Here is a 20,640-nt window from a genome sequence, read left to right on the forward strand (position 1 = left end):
CCATGGACGCGACCACGGGCAGCACCGTCCGCATCGCCGGACTGGTCCGGCAGTTCCGCACCGGCCCCGAACGGCTGACCGCAGTCGACGACGTCTCCCTGGAGATCGCCGCCGGATCGGTCGTCGCGCTGACCGGACCGAGCGGCTCCGGCAAATCCACCCTGCTGCATCTGATCGGCGCGATCGAGCAGGCCGACGGGGGCACCGTGACGGTGGACGACCTGGAGATCACCGCGCTGCGCCGGGCCGCCCTGTCCCGCTACCGCCAACGGGTCGGCTTCGTCTTCCAGCGCTACCACCTGCTGCCGGCGCTGACCGTGCTGGACAACGTGAGCGCCCCGGTGCTGCCTCGCCGGGGGCGGGCCGACCACGCGGCACGGGCCCGGAAGCTGCTCGAATCGGTGGGCCTGGCAGACCGGCAGCGGGCACTGCCCGCGCAGCTCTCCGGCGGCCAGCAGCAGCGGGTGGCGATCGCCCGGGCGCTGATGGGCGAACCGCGCCTGCTGCTCGCCGACGAGCCGACCGGCAACCTGGACTCGACCACCGGTGCACAGATCCTCGATCTCCTGCTCGACCTGCGCGACCAGCACGGGATGACCATCCTGCTCGCCACCCACGAACGGGCCATCGCCGCCCGCTGCGACCGGCTGATCCGGCTCGGCGACGGGCGGATCGTGGAGGACATCGACCTGACCGACGGCGAGGACCCCGCTGACACCTACGACCGGGCGGCCCGCCTCCGCCTGTGAGCGTCAGCCGGTAGGGCTGGCGGTGCGGACCTGCTCGGCGATGCGCTCGGCGACCTCGCGGGCGGTCGCCTCGGTGGCGGCCTCGACCATCACCCGCACCAGCGGCTCGGTGCCCGACGGGCGCAGCAGTACCCGACCGGTCTCGCCCAGCTCGGCCTCGGCCCGCTCCACCTCGGCGCGGACGGCCGGCGCGGCGGCGCCGACGGTACGGTCACCGACCGGCACGTTGATCAGCACCTGCGGCAGCTTGGTCACCACCGCCGCGAGGTCGGCCAGCGTACGGCCGGTGGCCCCCATCCGGGCCATCAGGTGCAGGCCGGTGAGTACCCCGTCGCCGGTGGTGGCGTACGCCGGCATCACGATGTGTCCGCTCTGCTCGCCGCCCAGGGCCAGCCCGGAGGCGCGCAGCTCCTCCAGCACGTACCGGTCGCCGACCTTGGTCTCGACCAACCGGATGCCCTCGGCGGACATGGCCAGGCGCAGGCCGAGGTTGCTCATCACGGTCGCCACCAGAGTGTCCTCGGTCAGCGTGCCGGCCGCCCGCATGGCGAGGGCGAGGATCGCCATCACCTGGTCACCGTCGACCTCGTCGCCGTCGGCGGTCACCGCGACGCACCGGTCGGCGTCGCCGTCGTGCGCGATGCCGAGGTGCGCGCCGTGCTCCACCACGGCCTGCCGCAGGGCGGCGATGTGGTTCGAGCCGCACTCGTCGTTGATGTTGAGCCCGTCCGGCTCGGCGTGGATCGCGATCACCTCGGCGCCGGCCTCCCGGTACGCGGCCGGAGCCACCTCGGCGGCGGCACCGTTGGCACAGTCGACCACGACCTTGATCCCGTCGAGCCGGTGTGGCACCGTGCCGACCAGGTGCTGCACGTAGTGGTCGGCGCCGTCGAGCAGGTCGTGCACCCGGCCCACCCCCGCGCCGACCGGCCGCTGCCAGGCGGTGGTGGCGTTGGCCTCGATGGCCGCCTCGATCCGCAGCTCGATCTCGTCGGGCAGCTTGTGACCACCGGCGGCGAAGAGCTTGATCCCGTTGTCGGGCATCGGGTTGTGCGAGGCGGACAGCATCACGCCGAGGTCCGCCTTGGCCTCCGCGGTGAGGAACGCCACCGCCGGGGTGGGCAGCACACCGACCCGGACGACGGTGGCACCGGCGCTGGTCAGCCCGGCCACCACGGCCGCCTCCAGCATCTCGCCGCTGGCCCGGGTGTCCCGGCCCACCACGGCCAGCGGGGCGTGGCTACGGTCCGACTCGGCGAGGGTGTGTGCGGCCGCGACGGCCACCGAGAGCGCCAACTCCGGGGTGAGATCGACGTTCGCTCTGCCGCGTACGCCGTCGGTGCCGAACAACCGGCCCATACCCGCCAACCTCCGATGAAACTGCCGTTGAAGGAGAAGAGCGAAACGGCCGGCCCACCTCCCGCGTCGAGGGGGAGGCGGACCGGCCGTCCGTCAGAAGTACAAGGTGCGGCTGAAGGTCAGCGCTTCGAGTACTGAGGAGCCTTACGGGCCTTCTTGAGGCCGTACTTCTTGCTCTCCTTGACCCGGGCGTCACGGGTCAGGAAGCCGGCCTTCTTCAGGGCCGGGCGGTCGTCCGGCTCGCTGACGATCAGCGCCCGGGCGATGGCCAGCCGCAGCGCACCGGCCTGGCCGGTGGTGCCGCCGCCCCGCAGGTTGGCGATGACGTCGAACGCCTCGGGCTTCTCGGCGGTGACCAGCGGATCCTTGATCAGCTGCTGGTGCACCTTGCTCGGGAAGTAGGCTTCGAGGTCACGCCCGTTGCACGTGATCTTGCCGGAGCCCGGCACGATCCGGACCCGGACGATGGCCTCCTTGCGCCGACCCACGGTCTGGATCGGGCGGTCACCACGAGGCGCGCGGGCGACGGGCGCCGGCGCCTCGGTGGCCTCGAGGGCAACCTCGGTGGCGGTGATGTCGGTCATGCTGATTCCTTCGCCCGCGCTCACTGCGCGATCTGCTTGATCTCGAACGGCGTCGGCTGCTGCGCGCCGTGCGGGTGCTCTGCACCGGCGTAGACCTTCAGCTTCTTGATCAGCTGACGGCCGAGCTTGTTGTGCGGCAGCATCCCCTTGACGGCCAGCTCGATGGCCCGCTCGGGGCGCTTGGTCAGCAGCTCCTCGTAGCCGACCTGCTTCAGGCCACCCGGGTAACCGGAGTGCCGGTAAGCGATCTTCTGCTGGCGCTTGTTGCCGGTCAGCGCGACCTTGCCCGCGTTCACGATGACGACGAAGTCGCCCGTGTCGACGTGCGGCGCGAAAGTCGGCTTGTGCTTGCCCCGCAGCAGCGTGGCGGCGTGGGTGGCCAGGCGGCCCAGCACGACATCAGAGGCGTCGATGACGTGCCACTGACGCTCGATCTCACCCGGCTTCGGGCTGTACGTACGCACAGGTCTACCTTGTCTCGTCGTCGGTCTGGGGTCGCGCGCCGAGGTGACCGGAGATTCCCAGCCGGACCAGCGCGCACGAACGACCAAGCGTACCTCAGGCGGCACGCCCACAGATGTCGTACAACAGCAGGCAACGATACCCGCAGCCCTACCGGCCGGTCAAAACGGGGTCCGGCAGGCGCGTCTGGCCGGTGCCGGTGGCGCCGATCACACCCCCGCACGGGCCATCCTGCTCCCCGGCCGCAGGTACGCCAGCCAGGTGAGCACGAGCAGTACCAGGAAGAAGCCGACGTAGAAGCGCAGCGCCGGCTGGATGCCGCCGTAGCTCGACCGGGCCCAGGCGTAACAGATCGGCACCAGGAAGCCACCGAAGGCGCCGACCGAGGAGATGATGCCCAACGCCCCGGCCGCCTGCCGGCGCATCGCCAGCATGATCTCCGGCGAGCCGCCCAGGTCCTCCCCCTTGACCTGGAAGATCCGGCTGATCATCCGGTAGGTCGAGCCGTTGCCGACGCCGGTGGCCACGAACAGCAGCAGGAACGCCACGAAGAACAGGCTCAGGCTGCGCCGCTCGACCGACCAGAGGGCGGCCAGTGCGCCGATCGCCATCAACACGAAGCTAGCCACAGTCACCCGGGCACCGCCCACGACGTCGGAGAGCCGGCCGCCGAACGGCCGGCACAGCGAGCCCACGGCCGCGCCGAGGAAGGCCCAGGCCAAGGCGATGTCCGGCCGCCCGAACACCGAGGTGAGCAGAGTCGGGAAGGCCGCCGAGTAGCCGATGAACGAGCCGAAGGTGCCGATGTACAGCACGGACATGATCCAGGTGTCCCGGTGTCGCAGTGACGACCAGACCGGTCCCACGTCGGCTTTGGCCTCCACCAGGTTGTCCATGAACAGGTACGCGCAGACCGCGGCGATCACCGCGAGCGGTACGTACATCAGGCCGGCCCGGGCCAACGCGAGCCCGCCACCGAGCACGATCACCTGCGGCACCACGAACTGCACCACCGCCACACCGATGTTGCCGCCGGCCGCGTTGAGTCCGAGCGCCCAGCCCTTCTCCCGTTCCGGATAGAAGAAGGAGATGTTCGCCATGCTGGAGGCGAAGTTGCCGCCGCCGAACCCGGCGCTGGCGGCGATCAGCAACAGCACCGGGTAGCCGATCTCCGGGCGCTCGACCGCCCAGGCCAGGCCCGCGCAGGGCACCACCAGCAGCAGGGCGGAGATGATCGTCCAGTTCCGACCCCCGAAGACCGGCACGGCGAAGGTGTACGGCAACCGCAGCAGCGCGCCGACGCCGCTCGGTACGGCGGTCAGCCAGAGCGCCTGACTGGTGGTCAACTGCCAGCCGGCGTCGCCGAGCCGGACGACCACGATGCTCCACAGCAGCCACACCGAGAAGCCGATGTGCTCGGCGAAGATCGACCAGATGAGGTTGCGCCGGGCGATCCGGCTGCCGGTCGTACGCCAGAATCCCGGATCCTCCGGCGTCCAGTGCCCGATCCACCGGCCGGGCCGGCGATCCAGTCGTTCCGCTTCGATAACCTCGGGTTGCGCGCTCGTGGTGGTCATGGCGCGAAGCTAGGAATCGACCGTTACCGTGGCGTTCGTCGTTCGGGTCGGTCGGGCAACGGGTACCGCACCACCGGTCGGCGCCGACGGTGAGGAACGCGCCGGCTCGGAGTTGCTGGAGGATGCTCAGAGTTGCTGGAGGATGCGCAACGCCCGGTCGACGCGCCGCATGGTCTCGGCGTCGGCCACGTCCACGCACTCGGTGAACCACTTCTTCATCGGCGAGGAGATCCGGTCCGGCATCACCACCCAGCCGCCCATCGGCACCGCCAGCGGCGAGTCACGCAGCAACGCCGCCTCGACCACCTCGGTGACGATCACGATGGGTACCGCCGTGGAGTTGTAGACGTCGGAGCTGATCACCAGCCCGAGTCGCTCGCGGGCCCCCTCGATCCGCCAGACCTCGCCCCTACGCAGCACGCGGACGACCGCCGAAGAGCAGGTCGTCGACCAGGCCGACCTCCTGCGCGTCGGCCAGCGAGGCGGACTCCAGGTCCAGTCCGGCCCGACCCACTGCGGCGGCGTGCGCCGCGAAGACCTCACGCAGCGCCTTCTCCCGCGCCGCCTGATCCATCCAGGCCGAGAGGCTGAGCCCCTCGCGCTCGGCGAACCGCCGCGCGTCCGCGATCGTCTCGTCGGAGAACGACAGAGTCACCTTGGCTGTCATGCCACTCAGACTACCCGCTGGTATGACTCCCAGTCATCCAGCAAGCTGCCCACGGTCGGCACCCTGCCTTCCCGAGCCGGCCCTGTCGAGCTGATAGCGCAGACGGATCGCCAACACCGACCCCGCCGTGACCTCGCCCCAAGCCCGCACCGCGACTCCCTGGCCCACGGCGCCCCCGACCACAGCGCAACACAGCCCCGCCAACCCGCGCCTCCCGACCGCAACACAACCCCCCGCCAACCCGCACCTCCGACCGCAACACCCCCCACCACCAACCCGCACCTCCCGACCCCGCACAACCGCGCTGCCGATTCGGCGCCGGGCCGTTGATAGCGCAGACGGTTCAGCTCGACAGTGCCCACTGGAGGGTCTGGTGGGCAGCTCCGAGACAGCCCGCCGGGCCGAAGGAGCAGCAACCGGCGGAGGCGCCACCAGCCCGGGTCACGGCGGGTCAACCCGGGTCGGAGCGTGGCCACCGAAGACGGCGAAGCGCCAGGACTTGAAGAAGCAGTCGACGTCCACCAGACCGGCCTCGGTCAACCAGCGGCACTGCTCGTCCACCGGGGCGGGCCGGTCGTACGTCATCCGCTGTTCGGCGGCGGCGATCTCGGCGGCGTCCGAGCCGAGGGCGGCGACCTGGGCCAGCCAGACCTGGTGGTAGCGCCGGTCCAGCTCCGGTGTGGGGCCGGCGACCTGCTCGGCGTTGACGAAGACCCCGCCGGGGCCGAGCGCGGCGGCCACCCGCCGGTAGAGATCCCGCTTGCCGGCATCGTCTAGGTGGTGGATGGCCAGGGCGCTGACCACCGCGTCGTACCGGCCGGCGGGTAGCGGGTCGGCCAGGTCGGCCAGGACCACCCGGTGCGGCACGTCGTCCGAGGTGAACCGCTCGGCGGCGACCGCCAGCATCTTCGGCGCCGCGTCGACCAGGGTCAGCCGGGCCTCGGGCACGGCGGCGGCGAGCAGCGCGGAGAGCAGGCCGGTGCCGGCACCCAGGTCCAGCACCCGCGGGGTACGGCCGGCGGCGAGCGCGGCCCGCAACACCGGCACGGTCACCTCGGTCGCCGTGCCGTAGAAGTCGTCGAAGCAGGGCACCAGTCGACGGCGGGCCGGGTCGTAACCCACGGCCGTCGCGTCGAACACCCGGGCCACCTCCATGCCGCTCTCCGATCCGCGCCGCCGGGCCTAGCCCAGCCTCCGACCCTTCCCATTATATAGGAAGACAGTTCCACATTGTAGACCACGCGACCCGGCCCGCAGCCGTCGTGCGGTGTGAGCGGCTCTTGACAGGACCGAAACAAATGGGACGCGGACCGGAAACCGCCCAGCGGCACGCTTTGCCGACATGACAGACGGTGCACGGACGGCGACACGAACGGGGCATCCGCTCCGGGAAGTGGCGACGCACTGCCCGTACTGCGCGCTCCAGTGCGGGATGGTGCTGCGCGAGGAGGACGGCCGGGTGTCGGTACTCCCCCGGCAGTTCCCGACCAATCGGGGCGGCCTGTGCCAGAAGGGCTGGACCTCGGCCGAGTTGCTGGCCCACCCGGACCGCCTCACCACGCCGCTGCTGCGCGACCCGGCCAGCGGTGAGCTCCGCCCGGCAAGCTGGGACGACGCCCTGGCGTACATCGCCGCCGGCATCCGCGACGTACAGCGCCGGCACGGCCGCGACGCGGTCGCCGTCTTCGGCGGCGGCGGCCTCACCAACGAGAAGGCGTACGCGCTGGGCCGGTTCGCCCGGGTGACCCTGCGTACCCGGCACATCGACTACAACGGACGGTTCTGTATGTCGTCGGCCGCCGCGGCCGGCATGCGGGCCTTCGGCGTCGACCGTGGACTGCCGTTCCCGCTGTCCGACCTCGGCCAGGCGGACACCCTGCTGCTGGTCGGGGCGAACCCGGCGGAGACCATGCCACCACTGGTGCGCTGGCTGACCGAGCAACGGCAGCGGGGCGGCAAACTGATCGTGGTCGACCCCCGGGTCACCGCCACCGCCCGGCAGGCCGACCTGCACCTGCAACCGCTGCCCGGCACCGACCTGGCGGTGGCGAACGCGCTGCTGCACATCGCGTTGACCGAGGGCTATGCCGACGGCGACTACATCGCCACCCGCACCACCGGCTTCACCGACGTACGGCGTACCGTGGCCGGCTGGTGGCCGGCCCGCGCCGAGGCGCTCTCCGGCGTACCGGTGGCCGACCTGGAGGAGACCGCCCGGGCGCTCGGTACCGCCGAACGCGCGATCGTCCTCACCGCCCGCGGCGCGGAACAGCACGCCAAGGGCGTCGACACGGTCACCGGCTTCGTCAACCTCGCGCTCGCCCTCGGCCTGCCCGGCCGCCCCGGGTCCGGGTACGGCTGCCTGACCGGGCAGGGCAACGGACAGGGTGGCCGGGAGCACGGGCAGAAGGCCGACCAACTGCCCGGGTACCGGAAGATCGACGACCCCGAGGCCCGCGCGCACGTCGCCCGGGTCTGGGGCGTACCCGCCGACGAGCTGCCCGGGCCGGGCGTGCCGGCGTACCAGTTGCTGGATTCGCTCGGTACCCCGGCCGGCCCCCGGGCGCTGCTGGTCTTCGGTTCCAATCCGGTGGTCTCCGCCCCCCGCGCGGCCCGGATCGAGGGTCGGCTGCGCGACCTGGACCTGCTCGTCGTCGCCGACTTCCTGCTCTCCGAGACCGCCGCGCTGGCCGACGTGGTGCTGCCCACCGCCCAGTGGGCCGAGGAGGACGGCACCATGACCAACCTGGAGGGACGGGTACTGCGCCGTCGCGCACTGCGCCCGCCACCGAACGGGGTCCGTACCGACCTCGCCATCCTCGCCGACCTCGCCACCCGGCTGGCGGCCCCCGGGACGACCGCGGACCCGAGTGCGGTCTTCGCGGAGCTGCGCCGCGCCTCGGCCGGCGGGATCGCCGACTACGCCGGGATCAGCTGGGCGCGGATCGACGCCGCCGACGGGGTGTTCTGGCCCTGCCCCCGCGAGGACGGGCCGGACGCGCCGCGCCTCTTCGCCGACGGCTTCGCCACCCCCGACGGCCGGGCCCGGTTCCACCCGGTCGAGCATCGGCCGGCCGCCGAGGAGGTCTGCGCGGAGTACCCGCTGTACTTCACCACCGGGCGGGTGCTCGCCCAGTACCAGTCGGGCACCCAGACCCGCCGGGTGGCCGCGCTACGCCAGGCCGCACCCACCGCCTTCGTCGAGCTGCATCCCGACCTCGCCGACCGGCTCGGCATCGCCGACGGTGAGCCGGTCCGGGTGTCTTCTCGACGCGGCGAGTTCCAGGCGCCCGCCCGACTCAGCCCGACCATCCGACCGGACACCGTCTTCGCGCCGTTCCACTGGGGCGGGACGGCGCGGGCCAACTCCGTCACCAACGACGCCGTCGACCCGATCTCCGGCATGCCCGAGTTCAAGATCTGCGCGGTTCGGGTGGCGAAGGCCGGACCTCCCGGGGTGGACCGGTGACCGGCCGGATCGTGGTGGTCGGCAACGGGATGGCCGGTGCTCGCCTGGCCGCCGAGCTACACGCCCGCGGCACCGACCGGAAGGTCACGGTGCTCGGCGCGGAGCCGCATCGGGCGTACAACCGGATCATGCTCTCCACCCTGCTCGCGGGGAAGATCGGCGAGCCGGAGGTGGAGCTGGCCGAGGCCACCGGGCGCGGGGTGGACCTGCGGACCGGGGTCACGGCGAGTGCCATCGACCGCACCGGCCGGGAGGTACGCACCGACGACGGCGACCGGATCCGCTACGACCACCTGGTGCTCGCCACCGGCGCCCGGGCGGTGGTGCCGCCACTGCCCGGCCTCGACCCGCTGCGGCTGCCCGACCGGGTGGCGGCGTTCCGCACCCTGGACGACTGCCGGCGCATCCTGGCCCTGGCCGGCGACGCCCGACGGGCCCTGGTGCTCGGCGGCGGGCTGCTCGGCCTGGAGGCGGCCCGGGGGCTCGCCGCCCGCGGGCTCGACGTGGCCGTGGTGCACCGGGTGCCGTACCTGATGGAGCGCCAGCTCGACCCGGCCGCCGGCACGATGCTCGCCGGCACGCTCGCCGACCTCGGCGTACGGACCCACCTGGCGGTCGCACCGACCCGGGTGACGGCGGACGCGACCGGGGTACGCCTGGACCTGTCCGACGGGCGGGTACTCGACGCCGACCTGCTGGTGCTCGCCTGCGGGGTACGCCCCGACACGGCGCTCGCCGAGACGGCCGGCCTGACGGTGCGCCGGGGCGTGCTGGTCGACGAGCGGCTACGCACCAGCGACCCACGGATCTCCGCGATCGGCGACTGTGCGCAGCACGGCGCCGCCCCGACCGGGCTGGTGGCGCCCGCCTGGGCGCAGGCCCGGGTGGTGGCCCAACTGCTGACCGGCGAGGATCCGCTGGCCCGCTACCGGCCCCGGCCGGTGGTCACCCGGCTCAAGGCGGCCGGCATCGACCTGGCCGCGATGGGCGACCCGGCGGACGGGCCCGGCGAGGAGCTGACCTTCGCCGACCCGGCCCGCGGCACCTACGCGCGGCTGCGCATCCACGAGCAACGGGTGGCCGCGGCGATCCTGCTCGGCGACAACCCGTCGGTGGGCACGGTGATCCAGCTGTTCGACCGGGGTCACCCGGTACCCACCGACCGGCGGGCGCTGCTGCTCGGCCGGGCCGTCGGCGGTGCCGTCGCCGCGCCCGCCGCGTCTCCGGCGCTGATGCCGGACGCGGCCACGGTGTGCCAGTGCAACACGGTCAGCAAGGGCGCGTTGGTCGGCTGCTGGCGCGGCGGGGCCCGCACGCTCGACGAGGTGATCGCCGGGACCAGAGCCGGTACCGGTTGCGGAAGTTGCCGGGACGCCGTCGCCGGCATCGTCGACTGGCTGTCCAAAGCGGATCCGGTGGAGGTGGGACGATGATCGGCGGCAGCGTGGTCGTCATCGGCAACGGCATGGTGGGCCAGCGGTTCGTGGACGCGCTGCGCTCGCGCGATCCCGACGGGCGCTGGCGGGTCACGGTCCTCGCCGAGGAGAACCGACCGGCGTACGACCGGGTGCGGCTCTCGGCGTACTTCGACGGGGTCTCGGCCGACGAGTTGAACCTGCACACCCCGTACGACGGGGTGCGGTTGCGCCTCGGCGAGCCGGTCACCGGGGTGGACCGGGTCCGTCGGCTGGTGACCACCGCCGCCGGTGAGTACCCGTACGACGTGCTGGTGCTCGCCACCGGCTCGTCGGCGTTCGTACCGCCGGTGGACGGCGCGACGCTGCCCGGGGTCTTCGTCTACCGGACCCTGGACGACCTCACGGCGATCCGCGAGCACGCCCGGGGCCGGCGGACCGGCGCGGTGATCGGCGGCGGCCTGCTCGGGCTGGAGGCGGCGAACGCGTTACGCCTGCTCGGGTTGACCACCAGCGTGGTGGAGTTCGCTCCGCGGCTGATGCCGGTGCAGGTCGACACCGCCGGTGCCGCGATGCTCCGCCGCTACGTCGAGGAGCTGGGCGTGACCTGCCACCTCGGGGTGGCCACCACCGCGGTGCGGCCCGGCCCGGACGGCACGGCCGGCGCCCTGGAACTGGCCGACGGCACGCTGCTCGACGCCGACCTGGTGGTGGTCGCCGCCGGTATCCGGCCCCGCGACGAGTTGGCCCGCGCGGCCGGGCTCGGCGTCGGCCCGCGCGGCGGTGTGCTGGTCGACGACACCGGCCGGAGCTCCGACGACCGGATCTACGCGGTCGGCGAGTGCGCGGCGGTCGACGGCACCTGTTACGGCCTGGTCGCCCCCGGCTACGCGATGGCCGAGGTGGTGGCCGACCGGCTGGTCGGCGGGGCGGCCACCTTCCCCGGCGCGGACACCGCCACCAAGCTGAAGCTGCTCGGCGTCGACGTGGCCTCCTTCGGCGACGCGCACGGCACCACGCCGGGCTGCCTGGACGTGACCTGGACCGACCCGGCCACCCGGGTCTACGCCAAGCTGGTGCTCTCCGACGACGCGACGACGCTGCTCGGCGGCGTGCTGGTGGGCGACGCCGCCGCGTACCCGACGCTGCGGGCCAGCGTGGGCGGACCGCTGCCGGCGGCCCCGTTGGCGTTGCTCGCCCCGGCGGGTTCGGGCGCTGCGGCGGCCGGCGCGCTACCCGCCTCGGCCCAGGTCTGTTCCTGCAACGGGGTGACCCGGCAGGACGTGGACACCGCGATCGCCGGCGGCTGCGCGGACGTGCCGGCGCTGAAGGCGTGCACCCGGGCCGGTACCAGTTGCGGCTCCTGCGTGCCGATGCTCAAGCAGTTGCTCGACGCGGCCGGGGTGGTCCAGTCCCGGGCGCTGTGCGAGCACTTCGACGTCAGCCGCCAGGAGCTGTTCGACATCGTCCGGGTGCACGGCATCCGGACGTTCTCCCGGCTGATCGCCGAGCACGGTCGGGGGCGGGGCTGCGACATCTGCAAGCCGGTGGTCGCCTCGATCCTCGCCTCCTTGGGCGGCGGGCACATCCTCGACGGCGAGCTGGCCTCGTTGCAGGACACCAACGACCACTTCCTGGCGAACCTGCAACGCGACGGCAGCTACTCGGTGGTGCCCCGGATACCCGGTGGCGAGATCACCCCGGAGAAGCTGATCGTCATCGGCGAGGTGGCCCGGGACTTCCAGCTCTACACGAAGATCACCGGCGGGCAGCGGATCGACCTGTTCGGCGCCCGGGTCGACCAGTTGCCGCAGATCTGGCGCCGGCTGGTCGACGCCGGCTTCGAGTCCGGACACGCGTACGGCAAGGCGCTGCGGACGGTGAAGTCCTGCGTCGGGTCCACCTGGTGCCGGTACGGGGTGCAGGACTCGGTCGGGCTCGCCATCGCGCTGGAGCTGCGCTACCGCGGGCTGCGCGCCCCACACAAGATCAAGTCTGCGGTCTCCGGTTGCGCCCGGGAGTGCGCCGAGGCCCGCAGCAAGGACTTCGGCATCATCGCCACCGAGACCGGCTGGAACCTCTACCTCGGCGGCAACGGCGGCTTCCGGCCCCGGCACGCCGACCTGTTCGCCACCGACCTGAGCACCAGCGAACTGGTCACCCTGATCGACCGGTTCCTGATGTTCTACGTACGCACCGCCGACCGGCTGCAACGCACCGCCGCCTGGATCGAGGCGATGGAGGGCGGGCTCGACCACCTCCGGTCGGTGATCGTGGACGACTCCCTCGGCCTCTGCGCCGAGTTGGACGCCGCGATGGCCCGGCACGTCGCGTCCTACTCCGACGAGTGGCGCGACGTGTTGGACGACCCGGACCGGCTGCGCCGGTTCACCTCCTTCGTCAACGCACCCGACGTACCCGACCCGTCGATCACCTTCGTCACCGAACGCGGACAACCCGTTCCCGTCGGTGGCCGGTCCCCCTCGCCCGACGGCCGCCAACCGGTCACCCTCGGGCTGCCGGAGGTACGGCGATGAGCACCACGACCACACTGCACTGGCACACCGTCTGCCCGCTCACCCGCCTGGATCTCGACCGGGGCGTCGCCGCTCTCGTCGACGGGATGCAGGTGGCGTTGTTCCGGACCGCGGACGGGCTGTACGCGATCGACAACCGAGACCCGGTCACCGGCGCGTACGTGCTCTCCCGGGGGATCGTGGGCAGCCGGCAGGGCGTGCCGACGGTCGCTTCGCCGCTGCACAAGCAGGTGTACGACCTGCGTACGGGGGATTGTCTCGACCTGCCCGGTGTCGCCGTCACCCGGCACGAGATCCGCTGCCGGGAGGGCCTGGTCGAGGTGCGGCTGCGACAGGAGGAGTGAATGCGCGAGGAACTGGCCGGCTTCACCATCGGGGTGACCGCCGACCGGCGGCGGGACGACCTCGCCGCGTTGCTCCAACGGCGTGGCGCCCGGGTGGTGCTGGCTCCCGCCCTGCGGATCGTGCCGCTGGCGGACGACACCGAACTGCGCGACGCGACCCGGGCCTGCCTGGACCGGCCGCCGGACGTACTGATGGCGAACACCGGGATCGGCATGCGCGGGTGGCTCGAGGCGGCCGAGGGGTGGGGCCTGGCCGAGCCGCTGCGCTCGGTGCTCGGCGGCGCGTACGTGGTGGCCCGGGGACCGAAGGCACGCGGTGCGATCCGCGCCGCCGGCCTGTACGACCAGTGGTCCCCCGAGTCGGAGAGCTGTGACGAGGTGGTCGACCACCTGCGTCGGCGGGGCGTGGCCGGGCAGGTGATCGCCATGCAGCTGCACGGTGACCGGCAGCCGGAGTGCACCCGCGCGTTGGAGGAGGCCGGCGCCAGCGTCATCGAGATCCCGGTCTACCGGTGGGCGCCGCCGACCGACCCGGCACCGCTGCACCGGCTGGTCGACCTGGTGGCCGGCCGGCTGGTGGACGCGGTCACCTTCACCTCGGCACCGGCGGCGGAGGCGCTGCTGCGGGCCGCCGGTGACCGGACGGAGGCGGTGCTGGACGCGTTCCGTGGTGACGTGCTGGCCAGCTGCGTCGGCCCGGTCACCGCCGAACCACTGGTCCGCCGTGGGGTGCCGGTGAGCGCGCCGAGCCGGGCCCGGCTGGGCGCGATGGTCCGGACCATCGTCGACGAGCTGCCCCGGCGCACCGTCACCATCAAGGTGGCCGGGCACCTGCTGACGCTGCGGGGACACGCGGCCGTGATCGACGGTGAGCTGCGACCGTTGGCTCCGGCGCCGATGGCGGTGCTGCGGGCGTTGGCCCAGACGCCGGGCCGGGTGCTGTCCCGGACCGCCCTGCTGCGCACCCTGCCCCGGGGCGCGGACGAGCACGCCGTGGAGATGGCGGTGGCCCGGCTGCGGGCCGGGCTGAAGGCACCCCGGGTGATCCAGACGGTGGTCAAGCGCGGCTACCGCCTCCGCGTCGACTGACGCGCGGGACGGGCCGGTCGACGCCGGCACCCGACGGGCCGCCGTCCCGCCGTACCGGGCGAAGCCGGCAGGCGGGACGAAGGCCCGTCAGGGTCAGCCGACCGGGGTCGGGAAACCCCGGTCGTGCTCGGCCTGGAGCCGAGCCATGGCGTGCTCGACGACGGTCACCATCACCTGCTTGACCGACTCGCGCCGCCGGGCGTCGGTCATCACCAACGGCACGTCCGGCGAGATCGCCAACGCCTCACGCACCTCGTCCAGCTCGTACTCCGGCGCGCCGTCGAACCGGTTCAGCGCCACCACGTACGGCAGGTTGCGGTTCTCGAAGTAGTCCAGCGGGGCGAACGCGTCCGTGATCCGGCGGGTGTCCACCAGGACGGCGGCCCCCACCGCACCACGGATGATCTCGTCCCACATGAACCAGAACCGGGTCTGACCGGGTGTGCCGAAGAGGTACAGGATCAGGTCCTGTGCCATGGTGATCCGGCCGAAGTCCATGGCGACCGTGGTGGTCTCCTTGCCCGGCACCTTGGACGGGTCGTCGATACCGACACCCGCCGCGGTCATCACCGCTTCGGTGGTCAGCGGTGTGATCTCCGAGATCGCGCCGACCAACGTGGTCTTACCGACACCGAAGCCACCCGCGACGACGATCTTCGCGGAGATGATTCCCCGGCTCTGGCGGGCCCCGGCGGGGTCATAGCTCGCGAAGTCCACTCAGCACCCTTCCCAGCATTTCCATCCGCTCCTCGTAACCTGTGGCGGGAGCGGCCGTCTGTAGCGTCAACAGGCCCTCGGCCACCATGTCGGCGACCAGCACCCGAGCGACACCCAGCGGCAGCCGGGTGTACGCGGCGATCTCCGCAAGTGACTCGGGACGGCCCTCGCAGACCATGGCGATGCGATGCTTGTCATGCCCGGCAAACCGCGACTCGGCGATCTGGGTGGGGCTGGCAATCAACACCGCTTCCAGGGCAATGTCCTGAAGCGGCTCGGTACGGCCCCGGGTGACCGCGTACGGCCGCACCAGCGCACCCCGTGGGTCACGTCGCTGTTGTTCCATCCGCGATCACCTCCTCTCCCCTTCGCCGCTCGCGCACGGGCTACGACCGCACCGCGTCCCGGGGCAGCGGCACCAGTGCCGCGCCGACTCGCTCCACCAGCAGTGCCATCTCGTAACCCACCTGGCCGACGTCGCAGCTGCGCGCCGCGAGCACCGCCATCGACGACCCGTCGCTGATGGACATCAGGAACAGGTAGCCGCTGTCCATCTCGATGACCGTCTGCAACACGCCGCCGGCGCTGAACATCCGCGCGGCGCCCTCGGTGAGGCTGACCACGCCGGAGGTGATCGCGGCGAGCTGGTCTGCTCGGTCGCCCGGCAGGTCGCGGGAGGAGGCCAGCAACAGCCCGTCCGCGGACACCGCCACCACGTGGGCGATACCCGCCACGCTGTCGGCGAAGTTGGTGAGCAGCCAACCCATGTCCTGCATGGCCGCGGGCCTGTTCATCGGCTCGTCTCCTTGGTCGTGGTGCTGTTCTGACTGGCGCCGGCCGTCCGGCCGCGCTGGACGCCGCGGTGGTAGGCCGACAGCAGACCGCGTACTTCGTCGGGCGTACGCCGGCTGTGCTCCCGCCCGCCACGGGGTTCGATGCCGCCGGGCACCAGCTGCGCCTGTGGTACCCGCTTCGGCAGGCCGGAGCGGGTCGTCCCGGCGGGCATCGGCTCGGCCGCCTGGCTGGCCCGCGACCAGCCCTCGTCGGCCGCGGTCCGCCAGGCGTCGTCGGGCGACCCGCCGGATCCGGACGGCGCGGACGGCGCCGCGGGGGCGGGCGGTGGCGTGGGGGCCGGTGCCGGTCGTACGGGGCTCGCAGCAGCGCCGGACGCAGCGTACGACGACGACGGCTGCTGCTGCGGTTGCGGTGGCACGGTCGTCCCACCGGCCGCCGCCCCGGGCGTCCGGGTGGGCAGCGGGCTGCGCCCCTTGGTGGGCCCGGCGGCCGACGCCGACGGGGCCGCGTACGACGGCGCCGTCGGGGCGGCGACCGGCGCGGGCGGCGGCTCGTCGAACTGCGGCCGGCTGAAGATGGCGGTCGCGTCGTTGCCGTGCGACCGGAACCAGACCGCCTCCATCTCACGGAAGATCGGCGCCTCGGCCTGCGGCTCCGGCGGCGCGGTGATCGGCGCGCTGACGATCGGGTTGGTGGCGGCCAAGCTGGCGCCGAGCCCGCCGAAGTTCGCGCCGTCGTAGCTTCCGCCTCCCGGGTTCTGCGCCGGGCCGGGCGGGAAGGCGTTCTGGGCCGGGCTCTGCCCGAAGGTGTTCTGGGCCGGGCTGGGCGGGAGCCCATTCTGGGCCGGGCCGGGCGGGAATCCGTTCTGCTGGGCCGGGCTGGGCGCGAACGCGGAGGGGGTGCTCACACCGCCGCCGGCGACCGGCCCCACCGGCAGCCCGGGGGTGGTGTGCTGGGGCTGGCCGGGAGCACCGGCGTTCCGGTACGGCAGCGGGTCGAGCGTCGGCTGGGCGACGGTGGGCGTACCGGCACTGAACCCGCCGGCGAAGGCCGGCGGCGTGGTGTGCGCCGGTGGCGCGCTCTCCGGTGCCGCTTCGGTGGCCGGCCAGGGTGCGGTGGCCGGTGCGCTGTTGCGCCACCGGTCGCTGAGCGTGGCGGTGCTGGTCCGGCCGCCGGCCGGTTCGTTGACCCCCGCCGAAGCCGGGCTCTGCTCGACCGCGAGCGGCTGCCGTGGCCGGGTGATCGCCTGGTCACGGCCGCGCAGGCTGGGCAGCACCACCGTGGCGGCGGGCAGCGTGACCTGTGCGACGGTGCCACCGTCGACGTTGCGGCGTAGTTCGACCCGGATGCCGTACCGGGCCGCGAGCCGGCTGACCACGGCCAGGCCCATCAGCCGGAACGACGCGACGTCCACGCTGGACGGGGCGGCGAGTCGCCGGTTGAGCGACTCCATCTGCTCGTCGGTCAGGCCGAGACCGCGGTCCTCGACCTGGATGAGGACGTAGTCCCGGATCCGCCGGCCGTCGGCGACCACTGTGGTGTTCGGCGGCGAGAACCGGGTGGCGTTGTCCAGCAGCTCGGCGACCAGCCGTACCACGTCGTTGACGGCGTGCGCGGCCACCGAGACGTCGGTGTCAACGGTGCCGAACTCGATCCGGTTGTACAGCTCGACCTCGGACTGCGCGGCCCGCAGCACGTCCACCAGCAACGCGTCGTCGCGCCGGGGCACCGTCGAGTCGGCGCCGGCCAGCACGAGCAGGTTCTCGTCGTTGCGGCGCATCCGGGTGGCCAGGTGGTCGAGTTCGAAGAGCTGGGCGAGGCGCTTGGGGTCCTCCTCACCCCGCTCGATCGCGTCGAGTTCGCCGATCATGCGGTCGACCAGGCTCTGACTACGCCGGGCCAGGTTGAGGAACATCGCCGAGACGCTGGTCCGAAGGGCCGCCTGCTCCGCCGCGACGCGCACCGCCTCCCGGTGTACGACGTTGAACGCCAGGGCCACCTGGCCGACCTCGTCGCGGTTGTTGAGCTGGATCGGGTCGCGTACCTCGCGGACGATCTCGTCGACGCTGCCGTCGCTGACGTTGCCCATCCCCTGGAGTCGGCGCACCGCCTCGGGCAGGTCGTGGTTGGCCACCGAGAGCGCGCCCTCACGCAGCCGGCGCAGCGAGTGGTTGAGCGAGCGGGCCAGCACCACGGCCAGGGTGACCGCGATGAGCAGGGTGAGCAGCACCAGCGTCGACTCGACGATGGCCTGCCGGATGACGTCCGACCGGGCCTGCTCGGCCTGGGACAGCAGCCGGTCCTGTAGCTCGATCTCGGCCCAGCGCATCAGCTCGTTGACGGCGCCGATCGCCGCGGTGGCGTCCTGGGCACTGATCGGCGAGCGCTGACCCACCGCCCGGCTGATGTCGGTCGCGATCCGGTCGGCCAGCACCACCGCGTCACCGGAGACGGTGCTCTCGACCAGGGTGCGCTGCTCCGGGTCGGCGGCCAGCGAGAAGGCGAGCAGCGCCTCCTGCTGCCCGGTCAGGGTGGCGACGAAGGCGGAGAACTGCTCGTTGTCCAGCCGGCCGGTGCTCAGCGCGGTGAACGCGACCGACTCCTCCTCGGCGACGGCCGCCTTGGCCCGGGCGAAGGCGGCGACCGCGCGCCGGCTGTCCGCGAGCTGCTCCTCACCGGGCAGCTGGGCCAGGCCGTCACCGTAGGCGACCAGGTCGGCCAGGATCACGCCGTAGCGCAGGGCGGCCTCGGCGACCTGCATCTGCTGCCGGTCGAGCACCTCCTGCCGGGTGCCGTCGAGGGTGTCCAGGTGGGCGTCGATGGCCGCCAGGCGGTCGCGGACCGCGGCGGGAGCCTCGCCGACCCGGGCCCGCTCCGCGCGGTACTCGTCGATCCGCTCCTGGGTCCGCCGGACCCGCAGGTTGTACGCGTCGGTCTGCTGCTGGGGCGCGGCGAGGTAGGCGGCCGCCGCCATCCGCTCGGCATGCAGGTCGTTCGTCAACGCGGAGACGTTGATGGAGAGCACGGTGAGCGATCGGGCCTGGGTCGCGTCGTAGGCGCCCTCGCCGACGGAGACCAGGCGGACCGTGGCCAACGCGATCACCGCCGCCACCGGCACGACCAGGATCAACGCCAGCTTGGACCGGATCCGGACGTCACGCAGCCGCGGCAGCCCGCGGCGTCCGTACTGCGCGGCGTCACCGCTGGCGGGCAGGGTCGTCGGTCCGGTGCTCACGACATCGCCTCCGTCGGTTTCTCCACGCCTGACCCGTCGATCCGTGTCTGGAACGACGGCCGGCGCCACGCGCGGCACGGCCGCGATTTCATCAGACGAGATCGAGTTTGGGAAGCCGCAGTGGGGCAGGAAACGGTCGGAGGGCACGCATCCCGTGATCCGGTCAACTAATACCTACATTTCCACAGTGCCCTTGATCAGGGCATGTAGCTCCAGAGTGGTCATTCGTGTCGCCAGAGTGAGCGTTTGAAAACATCCGGTTACCCCAACATGTGGGATTCGTGTCCCGAAACGCCTCCGGTAGCCCCGCTTGACCGCGGCGCCCGGCATTGGCAAGGTTTTGCAGGCTTCGCGCACACGGTACGGCAGACCCACCCCGAATATCCACTGAGGACGGACGGTTGTGCCGCCGGTGACCGGGCCCCGCCCGCGCCGCATCAGGAGGACAGACTTGACCCCCTTCCGCTCCGCGACCGCCACGGCGCTCGCGTCAGTCCTGCTGGCCACCACCCTGACCGGCTGCCAGTTCGGCGGGCCGGAGCAGGACACGTCGCCGATCTTCATCGCCGCGGACCTGGAACTGTCCGGCGCCGCGGCCGGAGTCGGCAAAGCGTACCGACAGGCACTGGAACTGAAGGTCGACCAACTGAACAGCTCCGGCGCCCTCGGTGGCCGGCGCATCGAACTGTTGCCGAAAGACAACCGTTCCGACGCCAGCGAGTCCCTGCGCAACATCGCCGACTTCACCAACGATCCGCGGGTCAGCGCCATCATCATGGGCGGCTGTAACGAATGCGCGGTGGGCGCGGTCCGCACCGTGAATGAGAAGCAGATGCCGACCATCGCACTGGCCGCGGCCGGCGCGGTGGCCAGCCCGGTGGCGGATCGGCGCTACGTGTTCAAACTGGCGCCGAATGCCGCCGACAACGCCGGCGCGCTCACCGTCGAACTGCGCCGCCGCAACATCCGCACCGTCGGGGTGCTGCGCAGCGACGACACGTACGGCCGCGAGGGTGCCGCCGCGCTGCGCGGCGAGTTGAGCAAGGCCGGGATCGAGGTACTGGCCGAAGCATCGGTGCGCGGCACCGACACCGAGCTCGACCGGCAGACCGATCCGCTGGTCGCGGCCGAGCCCGAGGCGCTGGTCATCTGGACCCCGCCGGAGCAGGCGCTGCTCGCCGCGAACGCGGTCCGGCGGGCCGGCTTCAGCGGCGCGCTATTCCTGGACGCGGCGGCCGCCGGCGACCTCTTCCTCGGCTCGTCGGCCCGGGCGGTGGAGCGGGCCACCCTGGTCTTCACCCAGACCATGGTGATCGACGACGTGATCGCCACCACCCCCGCGAAGGCCGCCCGCCGCCAGTGGTTCCAGGACTACACCGCCCGCTTCGGCGGTTACCACGGTTCGTCGTCGTTCGCCGCCGACGCCGTCCAACTCATCGCCGACGCCGAGCTGCGCGCCGGTGGCCCGGCCGGCCAGGTCAACCGGGAAGCCCTGCGCGACGTGCTGGAGACCTCCCAGTTGGACGGGCTGTCCGGGCCGATCCGGATGACGCCGGACAACCACTCCGGACTGATGCCGCAGGCGTTGACCACCCTGGTCGCCCGTAACGGCCGCTGGCGCCTGGCCAGCTGACCCGGTCC

Annotated in this window: 18 protein-coding genes; 7 read left to right on the forward strand and 11 right to left on the reverse strand. The window is 72.5% G+C overall.

What is annotated here, in order from left to right:
• The first annotated feature begins 2 nt into the window (after positions 1 to 2).
• A complete protein-coding gene (locus tag D2L64_RS11850; protein ID WP_119575351.1) occupies positions 3 to 749 on the forward strand; it encodes an ABC transporter ATP-binding protein in 747 nt (248 codons plus the stop codon).
• Positions 750 to 752: 3 nt separating this feature from the next.
• Here D2L64_RS11850 and glmM read toward each other — a convergent pair whose 3' ends face one another.
• The 7 genes from glmM to D2L64_RS11885 form a co-directional block, all read right to left on the reverse strand.
• On the reverse strand, positions 753 to 2,108 hold the full coding sequence (glmM, locus tag D2L64_RS11855; RefSeq protein WP_119575353.1) for a phosphoglucosamine mutase: 1,356 nt from the start codon (positions 2,106 to 2,108) through the stop codon (positions 753 to 755).
• Between the two features lie 119 nt (positions 2,109 to 2,227).
• The gene (gene rpsI, locus D2L64_RS11860) at positions 2,228 to 2,692 is read right to left on the reverse strand and encodes a 30S ribosomal protein S9 (protein ID WP_119575355.1); all 465 of its coding nucleotides are present in this window, start codon (positions 2,690 to 2,692) and stop codon (positions 2,228 to 2,230) included.
• A gap of 20 nt (positions 2,693 to 2,712) precedes the next feature.
• Positions 2,713 to 3,156 carry a 50S ribosomal protein L13 gene (gene rplM, locus D2L64_RS11865; protein ID WP_119575357.1) on the reverse strand — a complete coding sequence of 148 codons (444 nt, stop codon included), beginning with the start codon at positions 3,154 to 3,156 and terminating at the stop codon, positions 2,713 to 2,715.
• Between the two features lie 207 nt (positions 3,157 to 3,363).
• Positions 3,364 to 4,731 carry a NarK family nitrate/nitrite MFS transporter gene (locus D2L64_RS11870; RefSeq protein ID WP_119575359.1) on the reverse strand — a complete coding sequence of 456 codons (1,368 nt, stop codon included), beginning with the start codon at positions 4,729 to 4,731 and terminating at the stop codon, positions 3,364 to 3,366.
• Positions 4,732 to 4,857: 126 nt separating this feature from the next.
• On the reverse strand, positions 4,858 to 5,151 hold the full coding sequence (locus D2L64_RS11875) for a type II toxin-antitoxin system PemK/MazF family toxin (RefSeq protein WP_119575361.1): 294 nt from the start codon (positions 5,149 to 5,151) through the stop codon (positions 4,858 to 4,860).
• A complete protein-coding gene (locus D2L64_RS11880; RefSeq protein WP_102658798.1) occupies positions 5,141 to 5,398 on the reverse strand; it encodes a hypothetical protein in 258 nt (85 codons plus the stop codon). The genes D2L64_RS11875 and D2L64_RS11880 overlap by 11 nt, the downstream gene beginning before the upstream one ends.
• 441 nt (positions 5,399 to 5,839) lie before the next feature.
• Entirely contained in the window at positions 5,840 to 6,538 is a 699-nt protein-coding gene (locus tag D2L64_RS11885) for a class I SAM-dependent methyltransferase (RefSeq protein ID WP_233558917.1), read from the reverse strand.
• A gap of 202 nt (positions 6,539 to 6,740) precedes the next feature.
• Here D2L64_RS11885 and D2L64_RS11890 point away from each other — a divergent pair, with 202 nt between their 5' ends.
• The 5 genes from D2L64_RS11890 to D2L64_RS11910 are packed head-to-tail and all read left to right on the forward strand — an operon-like array spanning position 6,741 to position 14,252.
• A complete protein-coding gene (locus D2L64_RS11890; protein WP_119575365.1) occupies positions 6,741 to 8,867 on the forward strand; it encodes a molybdopterin oxidoreductase family protein in 2,127 nt (708 codons plus the stop codon).
• Complete coding sequence (locus D2L64_RS11895; RefSeq protein WP_119575367.1) at positions 8,864 to 10,300, forward strand: FAD-dependent oxidoreductase; 1,437 nt, start codon at positions 8,864 to 8,866, stop codon at positions 10,298 to 10,300. The genes D2L64_RS11890 and D2L64_RS11895 overlap by 4 nt, the downstream gene beginning before the upstream one ends.
• The gene (nirB, locus tag D2L64_RS11900; protein WP_119575369.1) at positions 10,297 to 12,819 is read left to right on the forward strand and encodes a nitrite reductase large subunit NirB; all 2,523 of its coding nucleotides are present in this window, start codon (positions 10,297 to 10,299) and stop codon (positions 12,817 to 12,819) included. Before D2L64_RS11895 ends, nirB begins: the two co-directional genes overlap by 4 nt.
• Positions 12,816 to 13,163 carry a nitrite reductase small subunit NirD gene (gene nirD / locus D2L64_RS11905; protein WP_119575371.1) on the forward strand — a complete coding sequence of 116 codons (348 nt, stop codon included), beginning with the start codon at positions 12,816 to 12,818 and terminating at the stop codon, positions 13,161 to 13,163. Before nirB ends, nirD begins: the two co-directional genes overlap by 4 nt.
• Positions 13,164 to 14,252 carry a uroporphyrinogen-III synthase gene (locus D2L64_RS11910; RefSeq protein ID WP_119575373.1) on the forward strand — a complete coding sequence of 363 codons (1,089 nt, stop codon included), beginning with the start codon at positions 13,164 to 13,166 and terminating at the stop codon, positions 14,250 to 14,252.
• A gap of 93 nt (positions 14,253 to 14,345) precedes the next feature.
• Here D2L64_RS11910 and D2L64_RS11915 read toward each other — a convergent pair whose 3' ends face one another.
• Genes D2L64_RS11915 through D2L64_RS11930 form a run of 4 tightly spaced genes read right to left on the reverse strand, consistent with a single transcriptional unit; the run spans position 14,346 to position 18,999 of the window.
• A complete protein-coding gene (locus D2L64_RS11915; RefSeq protein WP_119575375.1) occupies positions 14,346 to 14,969 on the reverse strand; it encodes a GTP-binding protein in 624 nt (207 codons plus the stop codon).
• Positions 14,950 to 15,315 carry a DUF742 domain-containing protein gene (locus D2L64_RS11920; RefSeq protein ID WP_119575377.1) on the reverse strand — a complete coding sequence of 122 codons (366 nt, stop codon included), beginning with the start codon at positions 15,313 to 15,315 and terminating at the stop codon, positions 14,950 to 14,952. Before D2L64_RS11920 ends, D2L64_RS11915 begins: the two co-directional genes overlap by 20 nt.
• 40 nt (positions 15,316 to 15,355) lie before the next feature.
• Complete coding sequence (locus tag D2L64_RS11925; protein WP_007465177.1) at positions 15,356 to 15,763, reverse strand: roadblock/LC7 domain-containing protein; 408 nt, start codon at positions 15,761 to 15,763, stop codon at positions 15,356 to 15,358.
• Entirely contained in the window at positions 15,760 to 18,999 is a 3,240-nt protein-coding gene (locus D2L64_RS11930; protein WP_119575379.1) for a sensor histidine kinase, read from the reverse strand. The genes D2L64_RS11925 and D2L64_RS11930 overlap by 4 nt, the downstream gene beginning before the upstream one ends.
• A gap of 451 nt (positions 19,000 to 19,450) precedes the next feature.
• Between D2L64_RS11930 and D2L64_RS11935 the strand changes: the two genes are divergently transcribed.
• Positions 19,451 to 20,632, forward strand: a complete 1,182-nt coding sequence (locus D2L64_RS11935) for an ABC transporter substrate-binding protein (protein ID WP_119575381.1) — start codon at positions 19,451 to 19,453, stop codon at positions 20,630 to 20,632.
• Positions 20,633 to 20,640 lie beyond the last annotated feature (8 nt).

The organism is Micromonospora radicis (genome assembly GCF_003583405.1).
In the GTDB taxonomy this organism is placed as follows: Bacteria; Actinomycetota; Actinomycetes; order Mycobacteriales; family Micromonosporaceae; genus Micromonospora; species Micromonospora radicis.